This window comes from Streptomyces sp. Ac-502, from assembly GCF_045222935.1.
GTDB classification, from domain to species: domain Bacteria; phylum Actinomycetota; class Actinomycetes; order Streptomycetales; family Streptomycetaceae; genus Streptomyces; species Streptomyces monomycini.
This window is the reverse complement of sequence record NZ_JBHFFO010000001.1, coordinates 5,579,902-5,597,693: the sequence shown is the minus strand read 5'-3', so window position 1 is coordinate 5,597,693 and position 17,792 is coordinate 5,579,902. Positions and strand designations below refer to the sequence as shown.

At 72.6% G+C, this 17,792-nt stretch carries 14 protein-coding genes and 3 pseudogenes; 11 read left to right on the top strand and 6 right to left on the bottom strand.

Annotation, left to right across the window (positions count from 1 at the left end):
• Positions 1-101: 101 nt before the first annotated feature.
• Positions 102-1,190, top strand: a complete 1,089-nt coding sequence (locus ACEXOX_RS25300; protein ID WP_406523465.1) for a LysR family transcriptional regulator — start codon at positions 102-104, stop codon at positions 1,188-1,190.
• 133 nt (positions 1,191-1,323) lie between these two features.
• On the opposite strand, the gene ACEXOX_RS25295 is transcribed toward ACEXOX_RS25300, so the two are convergent.
• Positions 1,324-2,151, bottom strand: a complete 828-nt coding sequence (locus ACEXOX_RS25295; RefSeq protein WP_406523463.1) for a MerR family transcriptional regulator — start codon at positions 2,149-2,151, stop codon at positions 1,324-1,326.
• Between the two features lie 348 nt (positions 2,152-2,499).
• Here ACEXOX_RS25295 and ACEXOX_RS25290 point away from each other — a divergent pair, with 348 nt between their 5' ends.
• From ACEXOX_RS25290 to ACEXOX_RS25265, 6 genes are all read left to right on the top strand, one after another.
• Positions 2,500-2,817 (top strand): SAV_915 family protein, encoded by a 318-nt coding sequence (locus ACEXOX_RS25290; RefSeq protein ID WP_406523461.1) that lies wholly within the window; start codon positions 2,500-2,502, stop codon positions 2,815-2,817.
• Between the two features lie 19 nt (positions 2,818-2,836).
• Entirely contained in the window at positions 2,837-4,291 is a 1,455-nt protein-coding gene (gene lysA, locus ACEXOX_RS25285) for a diaminopimelate decarboxylase (protein WP_406523459.1), read from the top strand.
• Between the two features lie 198 nt (positions 4,292-4,489).
• Entirely contained in the window at positions 4,490-5,200 is a 711-nt protein-coding gene (locus tag ACEXOX_RS25280; protein WP_030022880.1) for a FadR/GntR family transcriptional regulator, read from the top strand.
• Between the two features lie 218 nt (positions 5,201-5,418).
• The gene (locus ACEXOX_RS25275; RefSeq protein WP_406523457.1) at positions 5,419-6,699 is read left to right on the top strand and encodes a CynX/NimT family MFS transporter; all 1,281 of its coding nucleotides are present in this window, start codon (positions 5,419-5,421) and stop codon (positions 6,697-6,699) included.
• 355 nt (positions 6,700-7,054) lie between these two features.
• Complete coding sequence (locus ACEXOX_RS25270) at positions 7,055-7,270, top strand: GntR family transcriptional regulator (RefSeq protein WP_406523455.1); 216 nt, start codon at positions 7,055-7,057, stop codon at positions 7,268-7,270.
• A gap of 157 nt (positions 7,271-7,427) precedes the next feature.
• Positions 7,428-7,880: a VOC family protein gene (locus tag ACEXOX_RS25265; protein ID WP_406523453.1), complete on the top strand. Its 453-nt coding sequence runs from the start codon at positions 7,428-7,430 to the stop codon at positions 7,878-7,880.
• A 93-nt stretch (positions 7,881-7,973) separates the two neighbouring features.
• Here ACEXOX_RS25265 and ACEXOX_RS25260 read toward each other — a convergent pair whose 3' ends face one another.
• The 4 genes from ACEXOX_RS25260 to ACEXOX_RS25245 all read right to left on the bottom strand — a co-directional run bounded on the left by ACEXOX_RS25260 (position 7,974) and on the right by ACEXOX_RS25245 (position 11,747).
• On the bottom strand, positions 7,974-8,765 hold the full coding sequence (locus ACEXOX_RS25260; protein WP_406523451.1) for an ABC transporter permease: 792 nt from the start codon (positions 8,763-8,765) through the stop codon (positions 7,974-7,976).
• 16 nt (positions 8,766-8,781) lie between these two features.
• Entirely contained in the window at positions 8,782-9,693 is a 912-nt protein-coding gene (locus ACEXOX_RS25255) for an ABC transporter ATP-binding protein (protein WP_406523449.1), read from the bottom strand.
• Between the two features lie 73 nt (positions 9,694-9,766).
• Entirely contained in the window at positions 9,767-10,678 is a 912-nt protein-coding gene (locus ACEXOX_RS25250; protein WP_406523447.1) for an ABC transporter permease, read from the bottom strand.
• Positions 10,668-11,747, bottom strand: coding sequence for an ABC transporter ATP-binding protein (locus ACEXOX_RS25245; protein ID WP_406523445.1), 1,080 nt, complete (start codon positions 11,745-11,747; stop codon positions 10,668-10,670). Before ACEXOX_RS25245 ends, ACEXOX_RS25250 begins: the two co-directional genes overlap by 11 nt.
• Before the next feature lie 408 nt (positions 11,748-12,155).
• Between ACEXOX_RS25245 and ACEXOX_RS25240 the strand changes: the two genes are divergently transcribed.
• From ACEXOX_RS25240 to ACEXOX_RS25225, 4 genes and pseudogenes are all read left to right on the top strand, one after another.
• Positions 12,156-13,034 (top strand): M24 family metallopeptidase, encoded by an 879-nt coding sequence (locus tag ACEXOX_RS25240; RefSeq protein WP_406523443.1) that lies wholly within the window; start codon positions 12,156-12,158, stop codon positions 13,032-13,034.
• Positions 13,031-14,889: pseudogene (locus tag ACEXOX_RS25235) on the top strand (SDR family oxidoreductase). The gene ACEXOX_RS25240 and the pseudogene ACEXOX_RS25235 overlap by 4 nt, the downstream one beginning before the upstream one ends.
• Before the next feature lie 56 nt (positions 14,890-14,945).
• Positions 14,946-15,868: pseudogene (locus ACEXOX_RS25230) on the top strand (metal-dependent hydrolase).
• An 11-nt stretch (positions 15,869-15,879) separates the two neighbouring features.
• Positions 15,880-16,620, top strand: a pseudogene (locus ACEXOX_RS25225) (MerR family transcriptional regulator); the annotation flags it as partial.
• Positions 16,621-17,384: 764 nt separating this feature from the next.
• Here the strand turns inward: ACEXOX_RS25225 and ACEXOX_RS25220 are convergent.
• Complete coding sequence (locus tag ACEXOX_RS25220) at positions 17,385-17,678, bottom strand: hypothetical protein (RefSeq protein ID WP_406523441.1); 294 nt, start codon at positions 17,676-17,678, stop codon at positions 17,385-17,387.
• Positions 17,679-17,792 lie beyond the last annotated feature (114 nt).

Here is a 17,792-nt window from a genome sequence, read left to right as displayed (position 1 = left end):
CCGGGTGGCCGCCCTGGGCCCTGCACCGATCCTCGTCCCGCTCGCACACCCAAGTCAATCCTCGGGTTTCCTTCCAATTACCCCAGCGATACCTTGGGTTGGTGACTCTTGATGATCTTCGCGCCTTCGTCGCCGTCTGCGAGGCGGGCAGCCTCAGCGCCGTCGCCCGTGACCTGGGCTGTACGCAGTCGGCGGTGAGCCAGCGCGTCAAGCGGCTCGAACGCGAGGCGGGCATCGCCCTGTTGGAGCGGCGGCCGCGCGGTGTGGCCCCCACCCGGGCGGGCCGCATCCTGTGCCGCGCCGCGACCGGCTCACTCGCCGAACTGGACCTGGCCCTGCGCCGCCTGGCCGACCTACGTCACGGCGACGGCGGCACACTGAGGATCACCACGGGGGCCACGACCGTACGGCACTTCATGTCGGCGGCGGTGGTCGCCTTCCGGGCCCGCCACCCGCACGTCGACCTGGAGTTCCAGACCGAGAACTCCGGCCGCCGCTGCTTCGAGGCGGTGGCCGACGGCACCGCCGAACTGGCCTGGATCACCATCGGCCCGCCCGTACGCGGTATCGAGCAGCACCCGGTGCTGGAGCTGCCCTGGGTGCTCGCCGTACGGTCCGACGACCCGCTCGCCGGACGCGACCACATCGAGCCGGCCGAGCTGACGGGCGGCCGGTCCGGCATCCGGCACATCCGGCTGCCGGAGAACTCCGTCTCGCGGATGCGTCTCGACGGCCATCTGGCGCGGCCGGAGACCGGCCAGGGGCCCGCCGTCGCGCCCGCCAGTTCCACCAGTGTGGCCGACTGGGACACCGCGATCCTGCTGGCGGAACTGGGCGTCGGGCACGCGGTGGTGCCGGACCTGCCGGGCTGGCGGGGCGCCGGGCACCCGTCGCTGCGGCTGATCCCGGTCCCGGGGCTGCCGCCGTTGGCGGCCGGCTGGGCGGTACGGCAGTGGGCGGCACTGAGCCCGGTGGCGGTGGAGTTCGCCGAGACGGTGAACGGCTCGCTCGGGGCGGGCGCGGCGGTAGGAGCGGTGGAAGGTACGGCAGCGGGCACGGGCGCCGACCCGGGCGCAAGGCTTCGGGCACGACGGCTCTCGGACGCCGAAGCAGATGTGTCCGCGTGCGCCCCTGCGTGCGCCGGCGCGTCCGAGGGGCGCGTAACCGAGGGGCACGTAGGGGGCAGGTAAAGGCCGGGAGGGGCCGGCGAGGGGCCGGTCCGGACACCGGCCCGAGCGACGTACCGTCCGCCCCACCGGCCACTCCACCAACCATCTCACCGACCACCTCACCGACCACCTCACCGGCTGCCCCCTCCCCGACTCAGCGCTCCACAGTGATCGGCTCCTGCAGTTCGGTCACCCACGCCTCCCGGTCCTCCGGACACTCCAGCGTCAGTTCCCGTGGATACCCGGCGGACCGGTAGGGGCTGTCGTCGAGCCAGCGGGCCAGCACCTGGGCCGTGGGCAGCACCCGCTCCATGGGCCCGCGGTGCACCACCGTGGCGGCCTGCGCGAGCGGCGGGAGGTCCACGATCGCGAAGTCGTGGGACGACTGCGGTGCGGCCGCGACCACGACCGCCGCGTGCACCGTGATGCGGTCCCCGCCGCCGGGCGCGTCCGCGTAGTGCGCGATGCCCGGGCCCGTCGGCTCGACGCCCGCGGCGGCCAGCCGCCGGAGCAGTTCGTCGTACAGCGGCCCGACGACCGGGCCGATGTCCTCCGGCCCGAAGCTCGCCGCGGTGCCCGTCAGCTGGGCGACCCGTACCGCTTCGACCCGCTTGACCACCACCTCGTCGGCGGCCATCCGCCCCTCGCCCTCGATCGTCCGCAGCCGCGCCTCGACCCGGGCCAGCCGGGCGCCGGCCGCCGTGACCGCCGCCGCCAGCTCGGCCCGGCGCAGCCGCAGCATGCCGCGCAGTTCCGCGGCGCTGACCTGTTCGTCCAGGATGGCCGTCACCTGCTGGAGGCTGAAGCCGAGGTCCTTGAGGGCGATGATGCGGTTGAGGCGGGCGAGCTGTCCGGCCTCGTAGTAGCGGTAGCCGGTGACCGGGTCCGTACGGGCCGGGCGCAGCAGCCCGATGGTGTCGTAGTGGCGCAGCATCCGGGCCGACACACGGCCGTGGCCCGCGAACTCTCCGATGGTGAACATGATTCTCCCAGTGCAGGGCTTGCCACGGTGTGAAGGTCAAGGGGCGGAGGGGCGGGCCGGCCGCCGTCGGGCAGCGGTCGAGACGATCCTCTCGGACGGCGGGCGGCGACGTGCCGTGATTGGACCTGTGCCGGGGCGTATGCACGGGCCCGCGCCGGGGCGCACGTCGTCTCCGTGCACCGGGGCATGCGCCGGGGCACCAGCATTCCGTCAAGGGGCGTCCACGGGCCGTCAATGATGCGTCAGTACGCCGCCGTGCGCATGCCGGTTCGGGCATAGCGTCGAGGAGGAGCCCCGGCACTTCTCTTCCCACCGGGCCGGGGCCATTGCCGCGCGAGGAGCGACGCCGTGCCCCAGCAACACCTGTACGCGGAAGACCCCGAACCCGCCGAACTCGTCCCGGCCGGACTGCTGTTCGTCCCCGTCCGGCCGGGCCCCGCGGGCTGTACGGCCCGCCTGTTCCGCACCCCGCTCGGCGGCCGTACCGCCGTCGGTTTCACCTCCGTGCAGCGGCTCGCCGCGGCGCTCGGCAGCGACCAGCCGTGGATCCGGCTCGCCGAGCCCGCGCTGCGTGCCCTCGCCGAACCGCTCGGCGCGGCCGTCCTGACCGTGGACCCCCGCCTCGCCCCCGGCACCACCCGTACACCGCTGCTGCGGGCCGTCTGAGAAGGGGCGTACGACCACCATGACCGTGACGACCACCTCATCGCAGCCCCCCGCAGGACAGCGGACCGACCCGCCTCGCCCTCACCCCGCCGACCCCTCAGCTCTCACCAACCCCACGGTTCCCGCTGACCCCGCCGCTCCTGCTGCCCCCGCCACCCCCACTGATCCCGCCACCCCCACCGACTTCGGCGTATGGCCCGCTTCCACGGCCGAACTCCCCGACGCCGACCTCACCGTCGGCGGCGTCCCCCTCACCGAACTCGCCGCGCGCTTCGGCACCCCCACGTACGTCCTGGACGAGGCCGAGGTCCGCGCCCGCTGCCGCGCCTACCTGCGGGCCTTCCCCGACGCCGACGTCCTGTACGCGGCCAAGGCGTTCCTGTGCCGCGCCATGGCCCACTGGGTGCGGGAGGAGGGCCTGGGCCTGGACGTCTGCTCCGCGGGCGAACTGGAACTCGCCGTCACCACCGGCTTCCCGCCCGGCCGGATCGTGCTGCACGGCAACGCCAAGAGCCCCGAGGACCTGCGCACCGCGCTGCGCCTCGGGGTCGGCCGGATCGTCATCGACAGCACCTCCGAGATCGCCCGGCTCGCCGCCGCGGTGCCCGCCGGAACCCGTCAGCAGGTCCTCGTACGGGTGGTTCCGGGCATCGCCGCCGGCGGCCACGCCAAGATCCGTACGGGTACCGACGACCAGAAGTTCGGCCTGTCGCTGGCCGACGGTTCGGCGCAGCACGCCATCACCCGCATCCTGGGCCAGCCGCGGCTCCGGCTGGTCGGTCTGCACTGCCACCTGGGCTCGCAGATCACCACCGTGAAGCCGTACCTGTCGGCCGTACGGCGGCTGGTCGGACTGCTGGCCCGTATCCACGAGCAGCACGGCGTCACGCTGCCCCAGCTGGACATCGGGGGCGGCCACGGCGTCGCCTACCGGCCCGGCGAGGACAGCATGGACATCGCGGCGCTCGGCGCGAAGGTGCGCGCGGAGCTGGCCGGCGGCTGCGCGGCGGCCGGGCTGCCGGTGCCCCGGCTGACCGTCGAGCCGGGCCGTGCCATCGCGGGGCCGTCGGGCGTCGCCCTCTACCGGGTGCTGTCGGTCAAGCGGACCGGCGACCACACCTTCGTCGCCGTCGACGGCGGGATGAGCGACAACCCGCGGCCGGCGCTGTACGGGGTGCGGTACGCGCCCCGGCTGGTCGGGCGGCGGTCGTCCGCCGCGCCCACGCCGGTGAGCGTGGTGGGGCGGCACTGCGAGGCGGGCGACGTACTCGCCGCCGGTGTGCCGCTGCCCGGGGACGTGCGGCCGGGGGACCTGATCGCCGTGCCGGTAGCGGGCGCATACCACCTGTCCATGGCCTCGGGGTACAACCTCGTGGGCCGCCCGCCGGTGGTCGCCGTCGCGGACGGGCGGGCGCGGGTCCTCGTACGGCGCGAGTCCCTGGCGGACATCCAGGAGCGCGACATCGGGCTGTGACGGCACGCACGGCGCGGCACGCACGGCGCGGTGAGCACTGCCGGTGGGCACTGCGCGGTGAGCACGCACGGTATGCACGGAGCGAGACTCCGTGCATACTGCACTCAACAGTTGTAGGATGACCGGGCAACCGGGCGACCGCCTGTGCCCGTACCCGACCGATCAGGGCGGGCCCGCGACCGGATCAAGGAGACGCGCATGGCATTGCAGGCAGCGGGACGGCAGTCCCTCGTGGACACCGTCGTCGACGCCCTGCGCGCCCAGCTGGCCGCCGGCACCTGGCCGGTCGGCGAGCGCATCCCCACCGAACACGCGCTGGCCGAGCAGCTCCAGGTCGGCCGCAACACCGTCCGCGAGGCCGTACGCGTCCTCGTGCACGCCGGCATGCTGCGCTCCCGGCAGGGCGAGGGCACCTTCGTCGTCTCCCAGGCCGACCCGGGCGACATCATGCGCGGCGTCCAGCGCGCCGGGGTCCGGGACGTACTGGAGCTGCGGATCGCCCTGGAGGCGGAGGCCGCCCGGCTGGCGGCGCAGCGGCACCGGCCGGACGACCTGGAGCGGATGCGGGCCGCGCTGGACGCGCAGGCCGCGCTGGAGGCGGACAGCGGGCAGCCGTTCGGCGGCGACCTGGAGCTGTACGCCGATCACGACGTCGCCTTCCACCGGGCCGTCGTGGAGGCCGCGCACAACACCGCGCTCACCGCCACGTACGCCTGGTTCAGCAGCTCCGTACGCGAGGCGCTGGTCTCCTCGCTCGGCGACGAGCTGATGCCGCGGATCGTGCACGGCGACCACCGCGCCGTCCTGGACGCGATCGCCTCCGGCGACCCGGAGGCCGCCGAGAAAGCCGCCCGCGCGCTGCTGGAGCCCCCGAAACGGGCGGTGGAGAAACTCCTCGCGGAGCGGTGAGCGGACCCGGCTCCGCCGGGCCCGGAATACGGCGGGCTGCGGCCCTGCCCCGCCTCGCCGTACGGAGCTGCGGCCCCGTACGTCACGTACGTACGGCCATCACCTTGCAGAAACGTTCCCTCTCCTCCCTGGCAAGGCCCTGAGCCATCCGCCCCCACCCCCTCCCCACTCCCACTCCCCCTTCCCCCACCCCCTCACTCAAGGAGCGTCACCCACCCATGTCAGGGACCCGGCCCGAAGCACCACTGATCGACGCCGAGGAGGACCTCGCCCCGGCACCGCCGGTCACCGCGGCCCGCCGCCGGCTGCGCGCGCACCCGGTCCTGGTCCTGGTCGGCATCGTGCTCGCCTCACTGAACATGCGCGCCGCGCTGGCCGGCGTCTCGCCGCTGGTGAGCGAGATCGGCGACCACTTCCACCTGGCCGCGACCGCGAGCAGCCTCGTGACGACCATCCCGCTCGTCTTCATGGGCCTCGGCTCGATCGCCGCGCCGCGCCTGGCCCGCCGCTGGGGCACCGAGACGGTGCTGTGCGGCGCGCTGGTGCTGCTGTGCGGCGGCATCCTGCTGCGGATCGCCCCGCCGGTCGTCGCGCTGTTCGTGGGCTGCGCGGTGGTCGGTACGTCCATCGCGCTGCTGAACGTCCTGATGCCCGGCCTGATCAAGCGCGACTTCCCGGAGCAGGCCGCGGGCATGACCGCCCTCTACTCCACGGCCATGATCCTGGGCGCCACCGTCTCGGCCGCCTCCGCCGTGCCGCTGGAGAACGCGCTGGGCGGCTGGCAGGGCTCGCTGGCGTCGTGGGCGCTGCTGGCCGCGGTCGCCGCCCTCGTCTGGATCCCGCAGGCGGTGATCGCCCGCCGCGGTACGCGTCACGGCCAGGCCGCCGCGACACCGGCGCACGCCACCGAGGACGGCCCGAACCTGAGCCGTTCCCCGCTGGCCTGGCAGGTCACGCTCTTCATGGGCTCGCAGTCGCTGATCGCGTACGTGATGATCGCCTGGATGCCGACGATCTTCACCGACCACGGCATGAGCAAGGCCACCGCCGGACTGGTCTTCGCCTTCAGCACCCTGGTGCAGATGGCCGGCTCCTTCGTGGTGCCGATGCTCGCCGGCCGGATGCGGCGGCAGCGGCTGCTGGCCGTCGCCGTCACCGCCCTGATGGCCTGCGGCATCGTCGGCCTCCTGGTGGCCCCGGTGGCGGGCGCCTGGATCTGGGCCGTACTCCTGGGCATCGGGCAGGGCGGCGCGCTCGGCCTGGCCCTGACGATGATGGTGCTGCGCTCCGGAGACGCCCACACCGCCGCCCGCCTCTCGGGCATGGCCCAGACCTGGGGCTACCTCCTCGCCGCCGCCGGCCCGCTGGTGCTCGGCGCGGTACACCAGGCGACACACGGCTGGACGGTGCCGATCGTGCTGCTGCTGGCCGTCTGCGCGGGCCTGGTCCTGCTGGGCCTGGGCGCGGGGCGGGATCGGCGGATCGGGGCGGGGGCGTAACGGGTCCCTGTTCCTCCCCTCGCGAGCGCTGCCGGAGATCCTGTGATCCCCGGCAGCGCTCGCCGCGTTCTGCGGCGTCCCGGCATATGGGGCTACCTGACTGAGGCCACTGTTCGTCTGCTGCGGCCAACCGCTCACCTCGTAGCTCAGCGACGTTCAGCGCGTCCGTCAGGCATTCAGCTGTCCGGCGCAACATGAACCAGCCCTCCTCGGCGGTGAGCTGGGGACCGTCCAGCATCGTGCGCACGAGTGCCAGGAGTCGACCCTCGCCCGGTCACCCTGGGGCGCATTCGTTTCCGGTGGACACCGGACAGCCAGACCACCTGACCATGTCGGTACCTCGGTACCAAACTGAGTGAATCCGTCGCACGCTGACCAGGTGGAGATCGACAGAGCCCTACCGCATTGGCCACAAGTCGCAGCGGAGATCCGGCGGCGCATTCAGGACGGCACCTATCGCGCCGGGGAACGCTTGCCGGGCACGGTGGCGCTCGCCGTTGAGTTCGACGTCTCCAGTCGACAGCAACCCGAGCCGTGGCCGGCCTTCGCACCGAGGGGCTCGTGTACGTAGTGAGCGGTAGAGGCTACTTCGTCGCCGACTGAGTCAACTGGCCAGAGACCACATGTATTCGGCGTGCGGCCACGGCGATGGCACTGGCACCCTCGACCGACCAGCCCCCGCCCCCGATACGGCCCCGTTGTCAGTGGCAGTAGGTATAACTACCCCCATGGCAGTGACGTGGAAGTTGGTCATCGACAGCAGTAACGCCCCCGCCCTCGCGGACTTCTGGGCCGCGGCGCTGGAGTACGAGGTGGAGGACCCCAGCGCGCTCGTCGAGCAGTTGCTGGCCGCCGGGCACATAGGCGACGAGGCGGTCGCCGAGCACCGGGGCCGTAAGACCTTCCGGGGTTACGCCGCGGTCCGCCACCCGGAGGACCCGTTCGACGCGGCCAGCGGTGTCGGCCGCGGTCGGCGAGTGCTCTTTCAGGACGTACCCGAGGGCAAGACGGGCAAGAACCGTCTGCACATCGACGTCCACAGCGAGCCCGGCGGTCTCGACGCGCTGGTGGCCCGACTGGAGAAGCTGGGGGCGACCCGCGTCCGAGAGGTCGACCGGGGGATCGAGGGGCACTGGTGGCTCATGCGGGATCCGGAGGGGAACGAGTTCTGCGCGGTGTAGGCCGCACTTGACACGCGCTCGCGTGTGCGTGCATGCGGGGAGCCCGGCCGCGCCGTAGGACGGCAGCGGCCGGGCCTCCCCTCACGCCTCTCCTTACTCCTCCCCCGCCAACGTCAGCGAGCGCAGCTTGCGTGCCGCGTACCAGGTGGCGAGTCCCGTCACGGCCACCAGGAGGACGACCGCCAGCGGCAGTCCCACCTCGGACGTGATCGCGCCCTCCGCGCCGATCTTCTGGCCCACCGCGAGGGCCCACTGCTGGACGCTCAGCGTCCGCGCGCCCGGGACCAGGTTGCCGAACAGCGTCTCCCACACCAGGGCGTAGACCAGGCCGAAGACGACCGCGTGCCGGCTGATCGTGCCGAAGAACAGGAACAGGGCGCTGTACGCGACGGAGGCCACGGCCGCGGCGACGGCGTACGCGACGGCGATCTGCTGGCTGTTGCCGTTGAGGACGAACCCGGCGATCAGCACTGGGATCGCGGAGAAGGCGGCCGTCACGCCGATCGCCACGACCAGCTTGGTGAAGATGATCGAGGACCGGCGCAGCGGCTTGGCCAGCAGGTAGACGACCGAGCCGTCGTCGATCTCGGGGCCGATCGCGCCCGTACCGGCGATGACGCCGATCAGCGGCACCATCGTGGCGAGCGCGAAGGTGCCCAGGACACCGTTGGCGGTGGAGTCGTCGGCGCCGGCGAGCGCCCGTACGGCGACGGAGATGACGATCAGGAGGGCGGGCAGCGCGAAGAGGATCAGCGCGCGGCGCCGCCCCAGGAGGGCCCGGCAGGTGAGCCGGGCGACGGTGGGATGGAAGAACGCCGGGGCCGTCGAAGGGCCCGCGGCGGGCGCCGGGGACGGGTCCGGCCGGACCGATGAGGTCGCTGACATCGCTTTCAGGCTCCTTTCAGGCCGCGACGAGGTAGGAGAAGACCGATTCCAGGGACTCGTCGGAAGGCGAGACCGTCAGGAGGCGGATGCCGTGGTCGCGGGCGACACGCGGCAGCAAGGCGGTGAAGCGGGGGAAGTCGACGGCCTGGACGCGCAACGCGCTCTCCTGGAGGTCCACCTCGATACCGGCCGTGGACGGGTCGGCGATCAGGGCGGCGGCCAGCGCGCGGTCGTCGTCGGAGCGGATGAGGTAGCGGTGCGGCCGGTCCGTCATCAGGCGGCGGATCTTGCGGAAGTCACCGGACGCGGCGTGCCGCCCGGCCACCACCACCTCGATGTGCGAGGCCAGTTGCTCGACCTCTTCGAGGATGTGGGAGGAGAACAGCACCGTACGGCCCTCGTCGCCCATCCGCCGCAGCAACTCCATCAGCTGCATCCGCTGACGCGGGTCCATGCCGTTGAACGGCTCGTCCAGCAGCAGCACGGACGGGTCGTGGACCAGCGCCGACGCCATCTTCACGCGCTGGCGCATGCCCTTGCTGTACGTGGAGATCTTGCGGTCCTGCGCGTACTCCATCTCGACGGTGGCCAGCGCGCGCCGCGCGGCGTCCCGTCCCAGGCCGTGCAGTTCGGCGTTGGCGACGACGAACTCGCGGCCGGTGAGGAAGTCGTACATCGCCTCGCGCTCGGGCACGATGCCGATGTCGCGGTATATGCGTTCGTTGCGCCAGATGGCACGGCCGTCGAGGGTGACGGTCCCGCCGGACGGGGCGAGGAAGCCGCCCATCATGTTGATCAGGGTGGACTTGCCCGCGCCATTGGGGCCGAGGAGGCCGGTGACACCGGGTCCGATGGTCATGGTGATGTCGTTGACGGCAACGACGTTGCCGAACCAGCGGGAGACGTGGTCGATCTGGATGGTCGTCATGGGCGCGGCCCGTTCCTCCGGGAGCTGATGGCGGGCGTCGTCGGGTGCGCCTTCGGGGGCGCGGGGCGGGCGGTCACAGGCCGGCCTTCCGGTAGCGGCGCATCAGCAGGACGTACGAGCCCGCGACGGCGACCAGCGTGACCAGGAGGGCCACCAGCCCGGCGGCGGTGGACGGCTGGACCTCGTCGGGGAACGACGCGGTGCCGCCGAGGAACGTCGCCTGCACGCTGTCGATCAGGGTGACGGGCGAGAACAGGGCGAGCCAGCCCACGACCCCTTCCTGCCCCTGTACGGCGGCGATGCCCTGGACGGCGCTCACCGCGGCGTAGGGGATCGTCAGCGCGGCGATGACGGCCGCCACGCCGAAGCCGCGGCGCGGGGTCAGTGCGGAGATCAGCAGGCCGACGCCCGCGAAGAGGAGGGAGAGCAGCGCCACCGAGACCAGGCCCTGGGCCATCCCCTTGGTCTGGTCGACGAAGTCCATCTTGGCCAGCAGCGCGCCGATGTAGAGGATCAGCAGCGGCGCGGCGGTCAGGATGAACAGCGCACTGGCCATCGCCGCGAACTTCGCCACCACGTAGTCGACGCGCTCGATCGGGCGCGAGAAGTACAGCGGCACGGTCTTGAAGCGCAGGTCACGGGAGACGGACTGCGGCGCCTGGGCGGCCAGGTAGAGGCCGATGACGGCCTGGAGGAAGATCGCGTACCGGGTGTACGCCACCGGCAGGTCGTTCATCTTCGTGAACACCGCGACCGCCACCATGATGCCCGCCGGCAGGCACATGACGGCGAACAGCAGCATCGGCAGGACCTTGGACTTCGCCGAGCGGCCGAGCCCGTAGGCGCCGCGCAGGCTCTGCGAGAACAGCGAGCGGCGGGCGTAGGCGCGGCCCAGGCGGGGGCCGTCGAAATGGCGGTAGCCGATGTCGTGGATGACGTCCTGCGCCGCTCCGGCGGTGGCGGGGTTCCTGGTCTCAGGCGGCATCGGGGGCGCCTCCGTCCTTGGTGGCTCGGTGGGCGGTCGTCGCGGAAGCGGTGGTCGCGGGGGCGGTGGGGCGGGGCGCGGCCGGCTGCCGGCCCGGGGCTTCCGGGGCGTCCGCGGTCGCCGTGCCGTCGCTCTGGAAGACCTCGGAGATGCGGTGCCTGCGCTGCTCCATCCGGACCAGGCCGAGGCCGAGGCCGGCGACGGTGTCGCGCACCAGGTCGTACGTTTCTTCGCCGGTGGCCTCCACGTACAGCACGTGGGAGGCGGACGCGCCGCTCTCCGAGCCGGGTGCCGCGGTGGTCACCGCGACACCGGTACGGGCCAGGGCCGCGCGCAGCGACGCCGTGCCGTCCGGGTGCTCGTCGGTGTCCGTGACCTCGACCGCGAGGGAGGCGGTGAGCTGGGTGAAGTCGTCGGTCGAGGAGGAACGCAGCAGCTTGCCGCCGTCGATGACGACGACGTGGTCGCAGGTACGCTCCAGCTCGCCGAGCAGGTGCGAGGTGACCAGGACCGATATGCCGAATTCGGTGTGCACGCGGCGGATCAGTCCGAGCATCTCGTCGCGGCCGACCGGGTCCAGGCCGTTGGTCGGCTCGTCCAGGAAGACCAGCTGCGGGTCGTGGACCAGCGCCTGGGCCAGCTTGACGCGCTGCTTCATACCCGTCGAATAGCCGCCGATGGGGCGGTAGCGCTCCTCGTAGAGGCCGACGTGCCGCAGCGTGTCGGCGGTGCGCTCACGGGCCGCGGTCGGCGGCAGGCCCGACATGCGCGCCATGTGGACGACGAACTCGGTGGCCGAGACGTCGGGCGGCAGACAGTCGTGCTCCGGCATGTAGCCGACGCGCTCCCGGATGGCGCCGCCCTCCCTGGCCACGTCGAGGCCGAGGACGGTCGCAGACCCCTCACTGGCCGGGGCGAGGCCCAGCAGCAGCTTGATCAGGGTGGACTTGCCGGCGCCGTTCGCACCCACCAGGCCGGTCACGCCCGGGCCGATGTCAACGGTGAGCCGGTCCAGCGCGGTCACCCTCGGGTACCGCTTGCTCAGGCTTTCGGTCACGATCACAGTCACGTCAACGACGGTAGTGGTGCTCACCACACCGGTCGTCAGACCTGGCGGCTGGATCGGCGTCCGACCACAGATGGAGGGGCCCGTAGGGGAGGTCCGGCTTTCGGCCCATGGGTGTCGGGGGTGGGGGGTGGGGCGGGGGGAGCGGCCGGAGGGGGAGGGGGAGGCGGGGCGGCCGCGGACGAGCGACGTGCCGGCTCGTGGGCTGCGGGCGCTCCGGGGGCTCCGGGGGCTCCGGGGGCTCCGGGGGCTCCGGGGGCTCCGGGGGCTCCGGGGGCTCCGGGGGCTCCGGCGAGTTTTCCACAGGCCCGTGCCGACCCCTTGACGTCGCCGCCGAGCATTGTCACATTCATCAGTGTCAAGTTACGGGCACGTACCGCGATGAACGGCATACGGGACGGACGGTTGGCGATGACCTCAGCGACAGGGGCCGCAGCGGCCCGGAGGGGCGGCGGGGCGCGTGAACTCCCGGCGGACCTGCGGGGGTTCAGAGAGGTGCAGCGCCTTGCGTACGACTGCGCCGAGGCGGTCGCCGCCCAGCTCAGGCCGGGGGTGACGGAGCGGGAAGCGGCACGGATGCAGCGCGAGTGGCTGCACGAGCGGGGCGTACGGGACTGGTTCCACCTCCCCTTCGCCTGGTTCGGCGACCGTACGGCCTTCACGAACTTCCGTATACCGCTGCAGTTCTTCCCCACCGACCGGCGTCTGGAGCCCGGGATGGCCTTCATCCTCGACATGGCGCCGGTCCACCAGGGCTGCACGGCCGACATCGGCTACTCCGGCTGCCTCGGGCTGAACCCGGTGCACGACCGGCTGCTGGCCGACCTCGAAGCGCACCGCGACCTGATCCTGCGCGAGGTGCGCGAACGCCGCCCGCTGCGCGAGATCTACGAGGACGTCGAGCGGCTCATGATCCGCCAGGGCCACGCGAACCGGCATCGCGCCTATCCCTTCGGCGTGATCGCCCACAAGATCGACCGGGTGAAGGAGCGCCGCTGGTCGCCCACGGTCTTCGGGTTCGGCACACAGGCGCTCAAGGGCCTGGCCTCCGACGCGCTGCACGGTCACCGGGACGGCTGGTCACCGCTGTGGAGCCCGTACAAGTTCTCCGACCACCCGCCGCGGCCGGGGCTGTGGGCGGTCGAACCGCACCTCGGCTTCCGGGGCACGGGCGCGAAGTTCGAGGAGATCCTCGTCGTGACGGACTCCGCCGACCCGCGGGAGAGCGCCTTTTGGCTGGACGACGATCTGCCGCACGTGCGGCGCTGGCAGGAGGAGAAGGCCGCATGAGCAGGACGACAGGGACCGGAGCGGGAGCGGAAGCCGGAGCGGGAGCCGGGGCCGGCGCGGGAGCCGGAGGTGGGGCCGTCGTGGCTGGTGCTGGAGCCGGGCTGGACGGAGCCCGGGAGCGCTGGGTCCGTACGGGCGGGGTGGAGCTGTGCGTCGCCGAACTGGGCGACACCTCGCGCCCCACGGTCGTGCTGGTGCACGGCTACCCGGACAGCAAGGAGGTGTGGTCGGAGGTGGCCCGCGGCTTGGCCGGCCGCTTCCACGTGGTGCTGTACGACGTCCGGGGCTGCGGCCGGTCCACCGCGCCCGAACCGCTGCGCGGCGGCTTCACGCTGGAGAAGCTGACCGACGACTTCCTCGCCGTCGTGGACGCGGTGAGCCCGGACCGGCCGGTCCACGTGGTCGGCCACGACTGGGGCTCGGTGCAGGCCTGGGAGTTCGCGACGGCCCGGCACACGGAAGGCCGGATCGCCTCCTTCACCTCGATGTCCGGTCCGTCACTGGACCACTTCGGCCACTGGATCAAGAAGCGCGCCTCCCGCCCCACCCCGCGCCGCGCCGCACAACTGCTCAACCAGGGCGCCAAATCCTGGTACGTCTACATGCTGCACACCCCCGTCCTGCCCGAGCTGGCCTGGAAGGGGCCGCTCGGCAAGCGCTGGCCGAAGATCCTCCAGCGGGTGGAGAAGGTGCCCGCGGGCGACTACCCGACGGCGTCCCTGCCCACGGACGCCGCCCACGGCGCATGGCTCTACCGCGACAACGTCCGCGCCCGGCTGCGCCGCCCGCGCGCCGACGCCTACGCCCACTGTCCGGTGCAGCTCATCACGCCCACCGGCGACGCCTTCCTGTCCCAGCGGCTCTACGACGACCTCGACCACTGGGTACCGCAACTGGTGCGGCGCACCCTCCCGGCCAAGCACTGGGTGCCGCGCACCCGGCCTGATCAACTGGTGTCCTGGATCAGCGCATTCGTGACGTCCAAGGAGGAGGGCGACCCGGCCAGGAAGATCGTCGCCACCGGCCCGCACGCCGACCGGTTCGGCGGCCAGCTGGTGCTCGTCACCGGCGCCGCCAGCGGCATCGGGCGGGCCACCGCGTTCGCCTTCGCCGAGGCGGGCGCGCGCGTCGTCGCCGTCGACCGGGACGCCGAGGGGTGGCCCGTACGGCCGACCTGGCCCGGCTGGTGGGCGCCCCACAGGCCTGGGCCGAGACGGTGGACGTCTCGGACGAGGCCGCCATGGAGAAGCTGGCCGACAAGGTCGCCGCCGAGTACGGCACTGTCGACGTCCTGGTCAACAACGCCGGCATCGGCCTGTCCGGCTCCTTCCTCAGCACGACCACCGAGGACTGGAAGAAGGTCCTGGACGTCAACCTCTGGGGCGTCATCCACGGCTGCCGCCTCTTCGGCCGGCAGATGGCCGAGCGCGGCCAGGGCGGCCACATCGTCAACACCGCCTCGGCAGCGGCCTTCCAGCCGTCCAAGATCCTGTCCGCCTACGGCGCGTCGAAGGCGGCGGTGCTCATGCTCAGCGAGAGCCTGCGCGCCGAACTGGCAGGCCAGGGCATCGGCGTCACGGCCATCTGCCCCGGCATAGTGAACACGAACATCACCACGACGGCCCGCTTCACGGGCCTCTCGGCGGACGAGGAGAAACGCCGCCAGGCCAAGGTGGCCCGCGCGTACGGGCTGCGGAACTACCCGCCGGAGAAGGTCGCCGACGCGATCCTGCGCGCGGTCGTCCGCAATGAAGCGGTGGTCCCCGTCACGCCCGAGGCGCGCGGCGCCCACCTGTTGTCCCGCTTCGCCCCACGCGCACTGCGCGCGCTGGCCCGCCTCGACCCGCCCGTGTGAGCCGTCCTCCCCCTCCTCCCCTCTCCCTCCCTCACGTCTTACGTCAGGAGTACAGCGTGAGCACGAACCCCACCGAACCGGAGGAGCACCACACGATCGCCCCCCGCCGGGTCTCGTTCGACTGGCACGAGACTCCGCTGCACTGGATACCGGACGAACCCACCGCCACCCACGTCATCAACGTGCTGCACCTGCTGCTGCCCGCGGGGGAGCGCTGGTTCGTCAAGGTCTTCAAGGAAGCCCTGCCACTGGTCCGCGACCCCGCTCTCCTCAAGGACGTCAAAGGCTTCATGGGCCAGGAGGCCACCCACAGCGTCCAGCACGCCCACGTCCTGGAACACCTCGCCCACCAAGGCCTGGACACCGCCCCCTACACGCAGCACGTCGACTTTCTCTTCGAACACCTCCTCGGCGAACGGCCCCCTTCGCCGCCCCGATACCCACCCAGGAGTGGCTGCGCTTCCGCCTCTCCCTCATAGCCGCCATCGAGCAGTTCACCGCTGTCCTCGGCAACTGGGTGCTGCACGCCGAGGGCCTGGACCGGGCCGGCCCCGACCCGGTCATGCTCGACCTGCTGCGCTGGCACGGCGCGGAGGAGGTCGAGCACCGCGCCGTGGCCTTCGACATGTACGAGCACACCGGCGGCGAGGGCCTGTCCCGGTACGCCCGCCGCGTCCTGGGCATGGCCGTCACGGCACCCGTCCTCCTGTACCTGTGGGCCTGGGGCGCCGCCTACCTCATACGCCACGACCCGCGGCTGGCCGGCCGCCTGCGGTACTCCCTGCGCGCCCACAACCGGGCCGTACGCGCCCAGCTCCTGCCGACCTGGCGCGAGCTGGGCGCCGCCGTACCGCGCTACCTGAAGCGGTCGTACCATCCCTCGCAGGAAGGGTCGCTGCGCAAGGCCGTCGCATACCTGGCGTCCTCCCCGGCCGCCCGCGCCGCGGCGGGCGCGGTGGGTCGCGCGGCCATCTCGTAAGGAGCACCGCATTGACCGACCAGTCGCCGCCACCGGCCGAGTACCGCATCGAGGACCTGGCCCACATCAGCGGCACCTCGGTCCGCACGATCCGCGCCTACCAGGACCGCGGCCTGCTGCCCAAGCCGGAACGCCGCGGCCGGGCCAACGTCTACGGCGACGAGCACCTGGAACGCCTGCGCCGCACCGCCGACCTGCTCGACCGCGGCTACACCCTCGCCAGCATCAAGGAACTCCTGGAGGCCTGGGACACCGGCCGCGGCCTCGGCGGCGTACTCGGCCTGGTCGCCGAGATAGACGGCCCGTGGAGCGACGAGGAGGCGGCCCGCATCACCCGCGAAGAGCTGGACGCCGCGTTCGGCGGCACGCCGGACCAGGAGGCCTTGGCGGACGCCGTCGAACTGGGCGTCCTGGAACGCCTCCCCGGCACCGACGACACCTTCCGCGTCCCCAGCCCCCAGGAACTGGCCGTCGCCGCCGAGCTGCACTCCGCCGGCGTCCCCCTCACCGCCATCTCCGGCCACCTGCGCGAACTCCGCGGCCAGGTCGAGCACATAGCGGCCCGCTTCCTCGACTTCACCACCGAGTACGTCTTCCACCCCTACCTCGACCACCAGCCCACCGACGCCGAAGCCACCGAGGCCGCCGACCTCGTACGCCGCCTCCGCCCCCTCGCCCAGCAAACCGTCGACGCCGAACTGGCCCGCGCCATGCGCACCATGGCCACCCGCTACATCCATCACCACCTCGGTGACATCGGCAACCTCAGCGACACCAGCACCGTCAACATCAACGTCGACAGCGCACAGGGCGATCCGGGGGCGGTGCGGGACACGCAGGGACCGGGAGCGGAGCCACCGGGCACGGTAGGACGTGACGCGGTAGAGCGGGACGCGGCGGTGCGGGACGCATTGGTGCGGGAGGCGGCGGTGCGGGAGGCGGCGGTGCGGGACGCGACGTTGCGCGAAGCGACGGGCTCGGGTGTAGGTCCGGGCCGGGCGAGCCGGGAGCCGAATGCGGCGGAAGGCCCGACGCCCGGCCCCGCTCCCTCCCCAGCTGCCGCAGTGGCACCCCACGCCCCCGCCGGCGCCCAGGCCAATGCCGACGCCCACGTCGACACCGGCGCCCAGGCCGACACCGACACCGACATCGACATCGACATCGACATCGACACGATCATGATCGCGCTCCCCGCCGAGGCCCTCCACGCCGTACGCGATCTGGTCGGCCAGGAGAACGTGGCAGCCTTTGTCACCGCGGCCACCCGACGCGAGGTGCACGCCCGCACCATGGACGAGTTGGCAGCCCGCCGCACCCCTCCCCACTGACCGCCGAGCCCCTTGTACGGCCCCGCCCCGGATCCGTCCCCGTCCAGGTTCCAGTCCCAGCCCCGGCCCCAGCTCTGGCCCCGGACCCAATCCTGGCCCCGGCCCCGGCCCCAGCTCTGACCTCGGGCCCAACCCCGGCCCCGGCCCCGCCCCCCCAATCCGGGGTCTCGGCCCGGCCCCAGCCCGGTTCAGTCGAGTTTCATGTCACCGAAGACGACCTTGCTGTTCCAGTTGTTCCCTCCCCAGTTGTGCGATGCGACGGACGGTGCGTAGGTGTACTTGCCGATGGTCACGGCGCCGGTGCCCCGGCCTTCGTGGCCTGCGGCCCGACCGACGTGGCCGGGCCGGCCGAGGTCGTCCACCGGGCCCGTCCGGCCGATCCAGCCGCCGTGGCTGTCGGCCGTGGCCGGGGCGGTGATGAGCAGGGGGGCCGCGACGGCCAGGGTCAGTGCGCCGAGGGTGGTGGCGGTACGTACACGCATGGGGCTTCTTTCCTCGTCTGGAGCGGGGCGGAAGCGGCCGGTCCCGGCCCGGCCGTCGTCGTGGACATCGCCCGGACGCGGCAGTCGGGCCTCGTCGGAAGGCGGCCCCCGAAT

What these genes read in the sequence shown, in the direction of transcription:
- ACEXOX_RS25295 (WP_406523463.1), bottom strand. Translation starts at nt 2,151, where the DNA reads ATGTTCACCATCGGAGAGTTCGCGGGCCACGGCCGTGTGTCGGCCCGG.
- lysA (WP_406523459.1), top strand. Translation starts at nt 2,837, where the DNA reads ATGACCGTGACGACCACCTCATCGCAGCCCCCCGCAGGACAGCGGACC.
- ACEXOX_RS25280 (WP_030022880.1), top strand. Translation starts at nt 4,490, where the DNA reads ATGGCATTGCAGGCAGCGGGACGGCAGTCCCTCGTGGACACCGTCGTC.
- ACEXOX_RS25275 (WP_406523457.1), top strand. Translation starts at nt 5,419, where the DNA reads ATGTCAGGGACCCGGCCCGAAGCACCACTGATCGACGCCGAGGAGGAC.
- ACEXOX_RS25265 (WP_406523453.1), top strand. Translation starts at nt 7,428, where the DNA reads ATGGCAGTGACGTGGAAGTTGGTCATCGACAGCAGTAACGCCCCCGCC.
- ACEXOX_RS25260 (WP_406523451.1), bottom strand. Translation starts at nt 8,765, where the DNA reads ATGTCAGCGACCTCATCGGTCCGGCCGGACCCGTCCCCGGCGCCCGCC.
- ACEXOX_RS25255 (WP_406523449.1), bottom strand. Translation starts at nt 9,693, where the DNA reads ATGACGACCATCCAGATCGACCACGTCTCCCGCTGGTTCGGCAACGTC.
- ACEXOX_RS25250 (WP_406523447.1), bottom strand. Translation starts at nt 10,678, where the DNA reads ATGCCGCCTGAGACCAGGAACCCCGCCACCGCCGGAGCGGCGCAGGAC.
- ACEXOX_RS25240 (WP_406523443.1), top strand. Translation starts at nt 12,156, where the DNA reads ATGACCTCAGCGACAGGGGCCGCAGCGGCCCGGAGGGGCGGCGGGGCG.
- ACEXOX_RS25220 (WP_406523441.1), bottom strand. Translation starts at nt 17,678, where the DNA reads ATGCGTGTACGTACCGCCACCACCCTCGGCGCACTGACCCTGGCCGTC.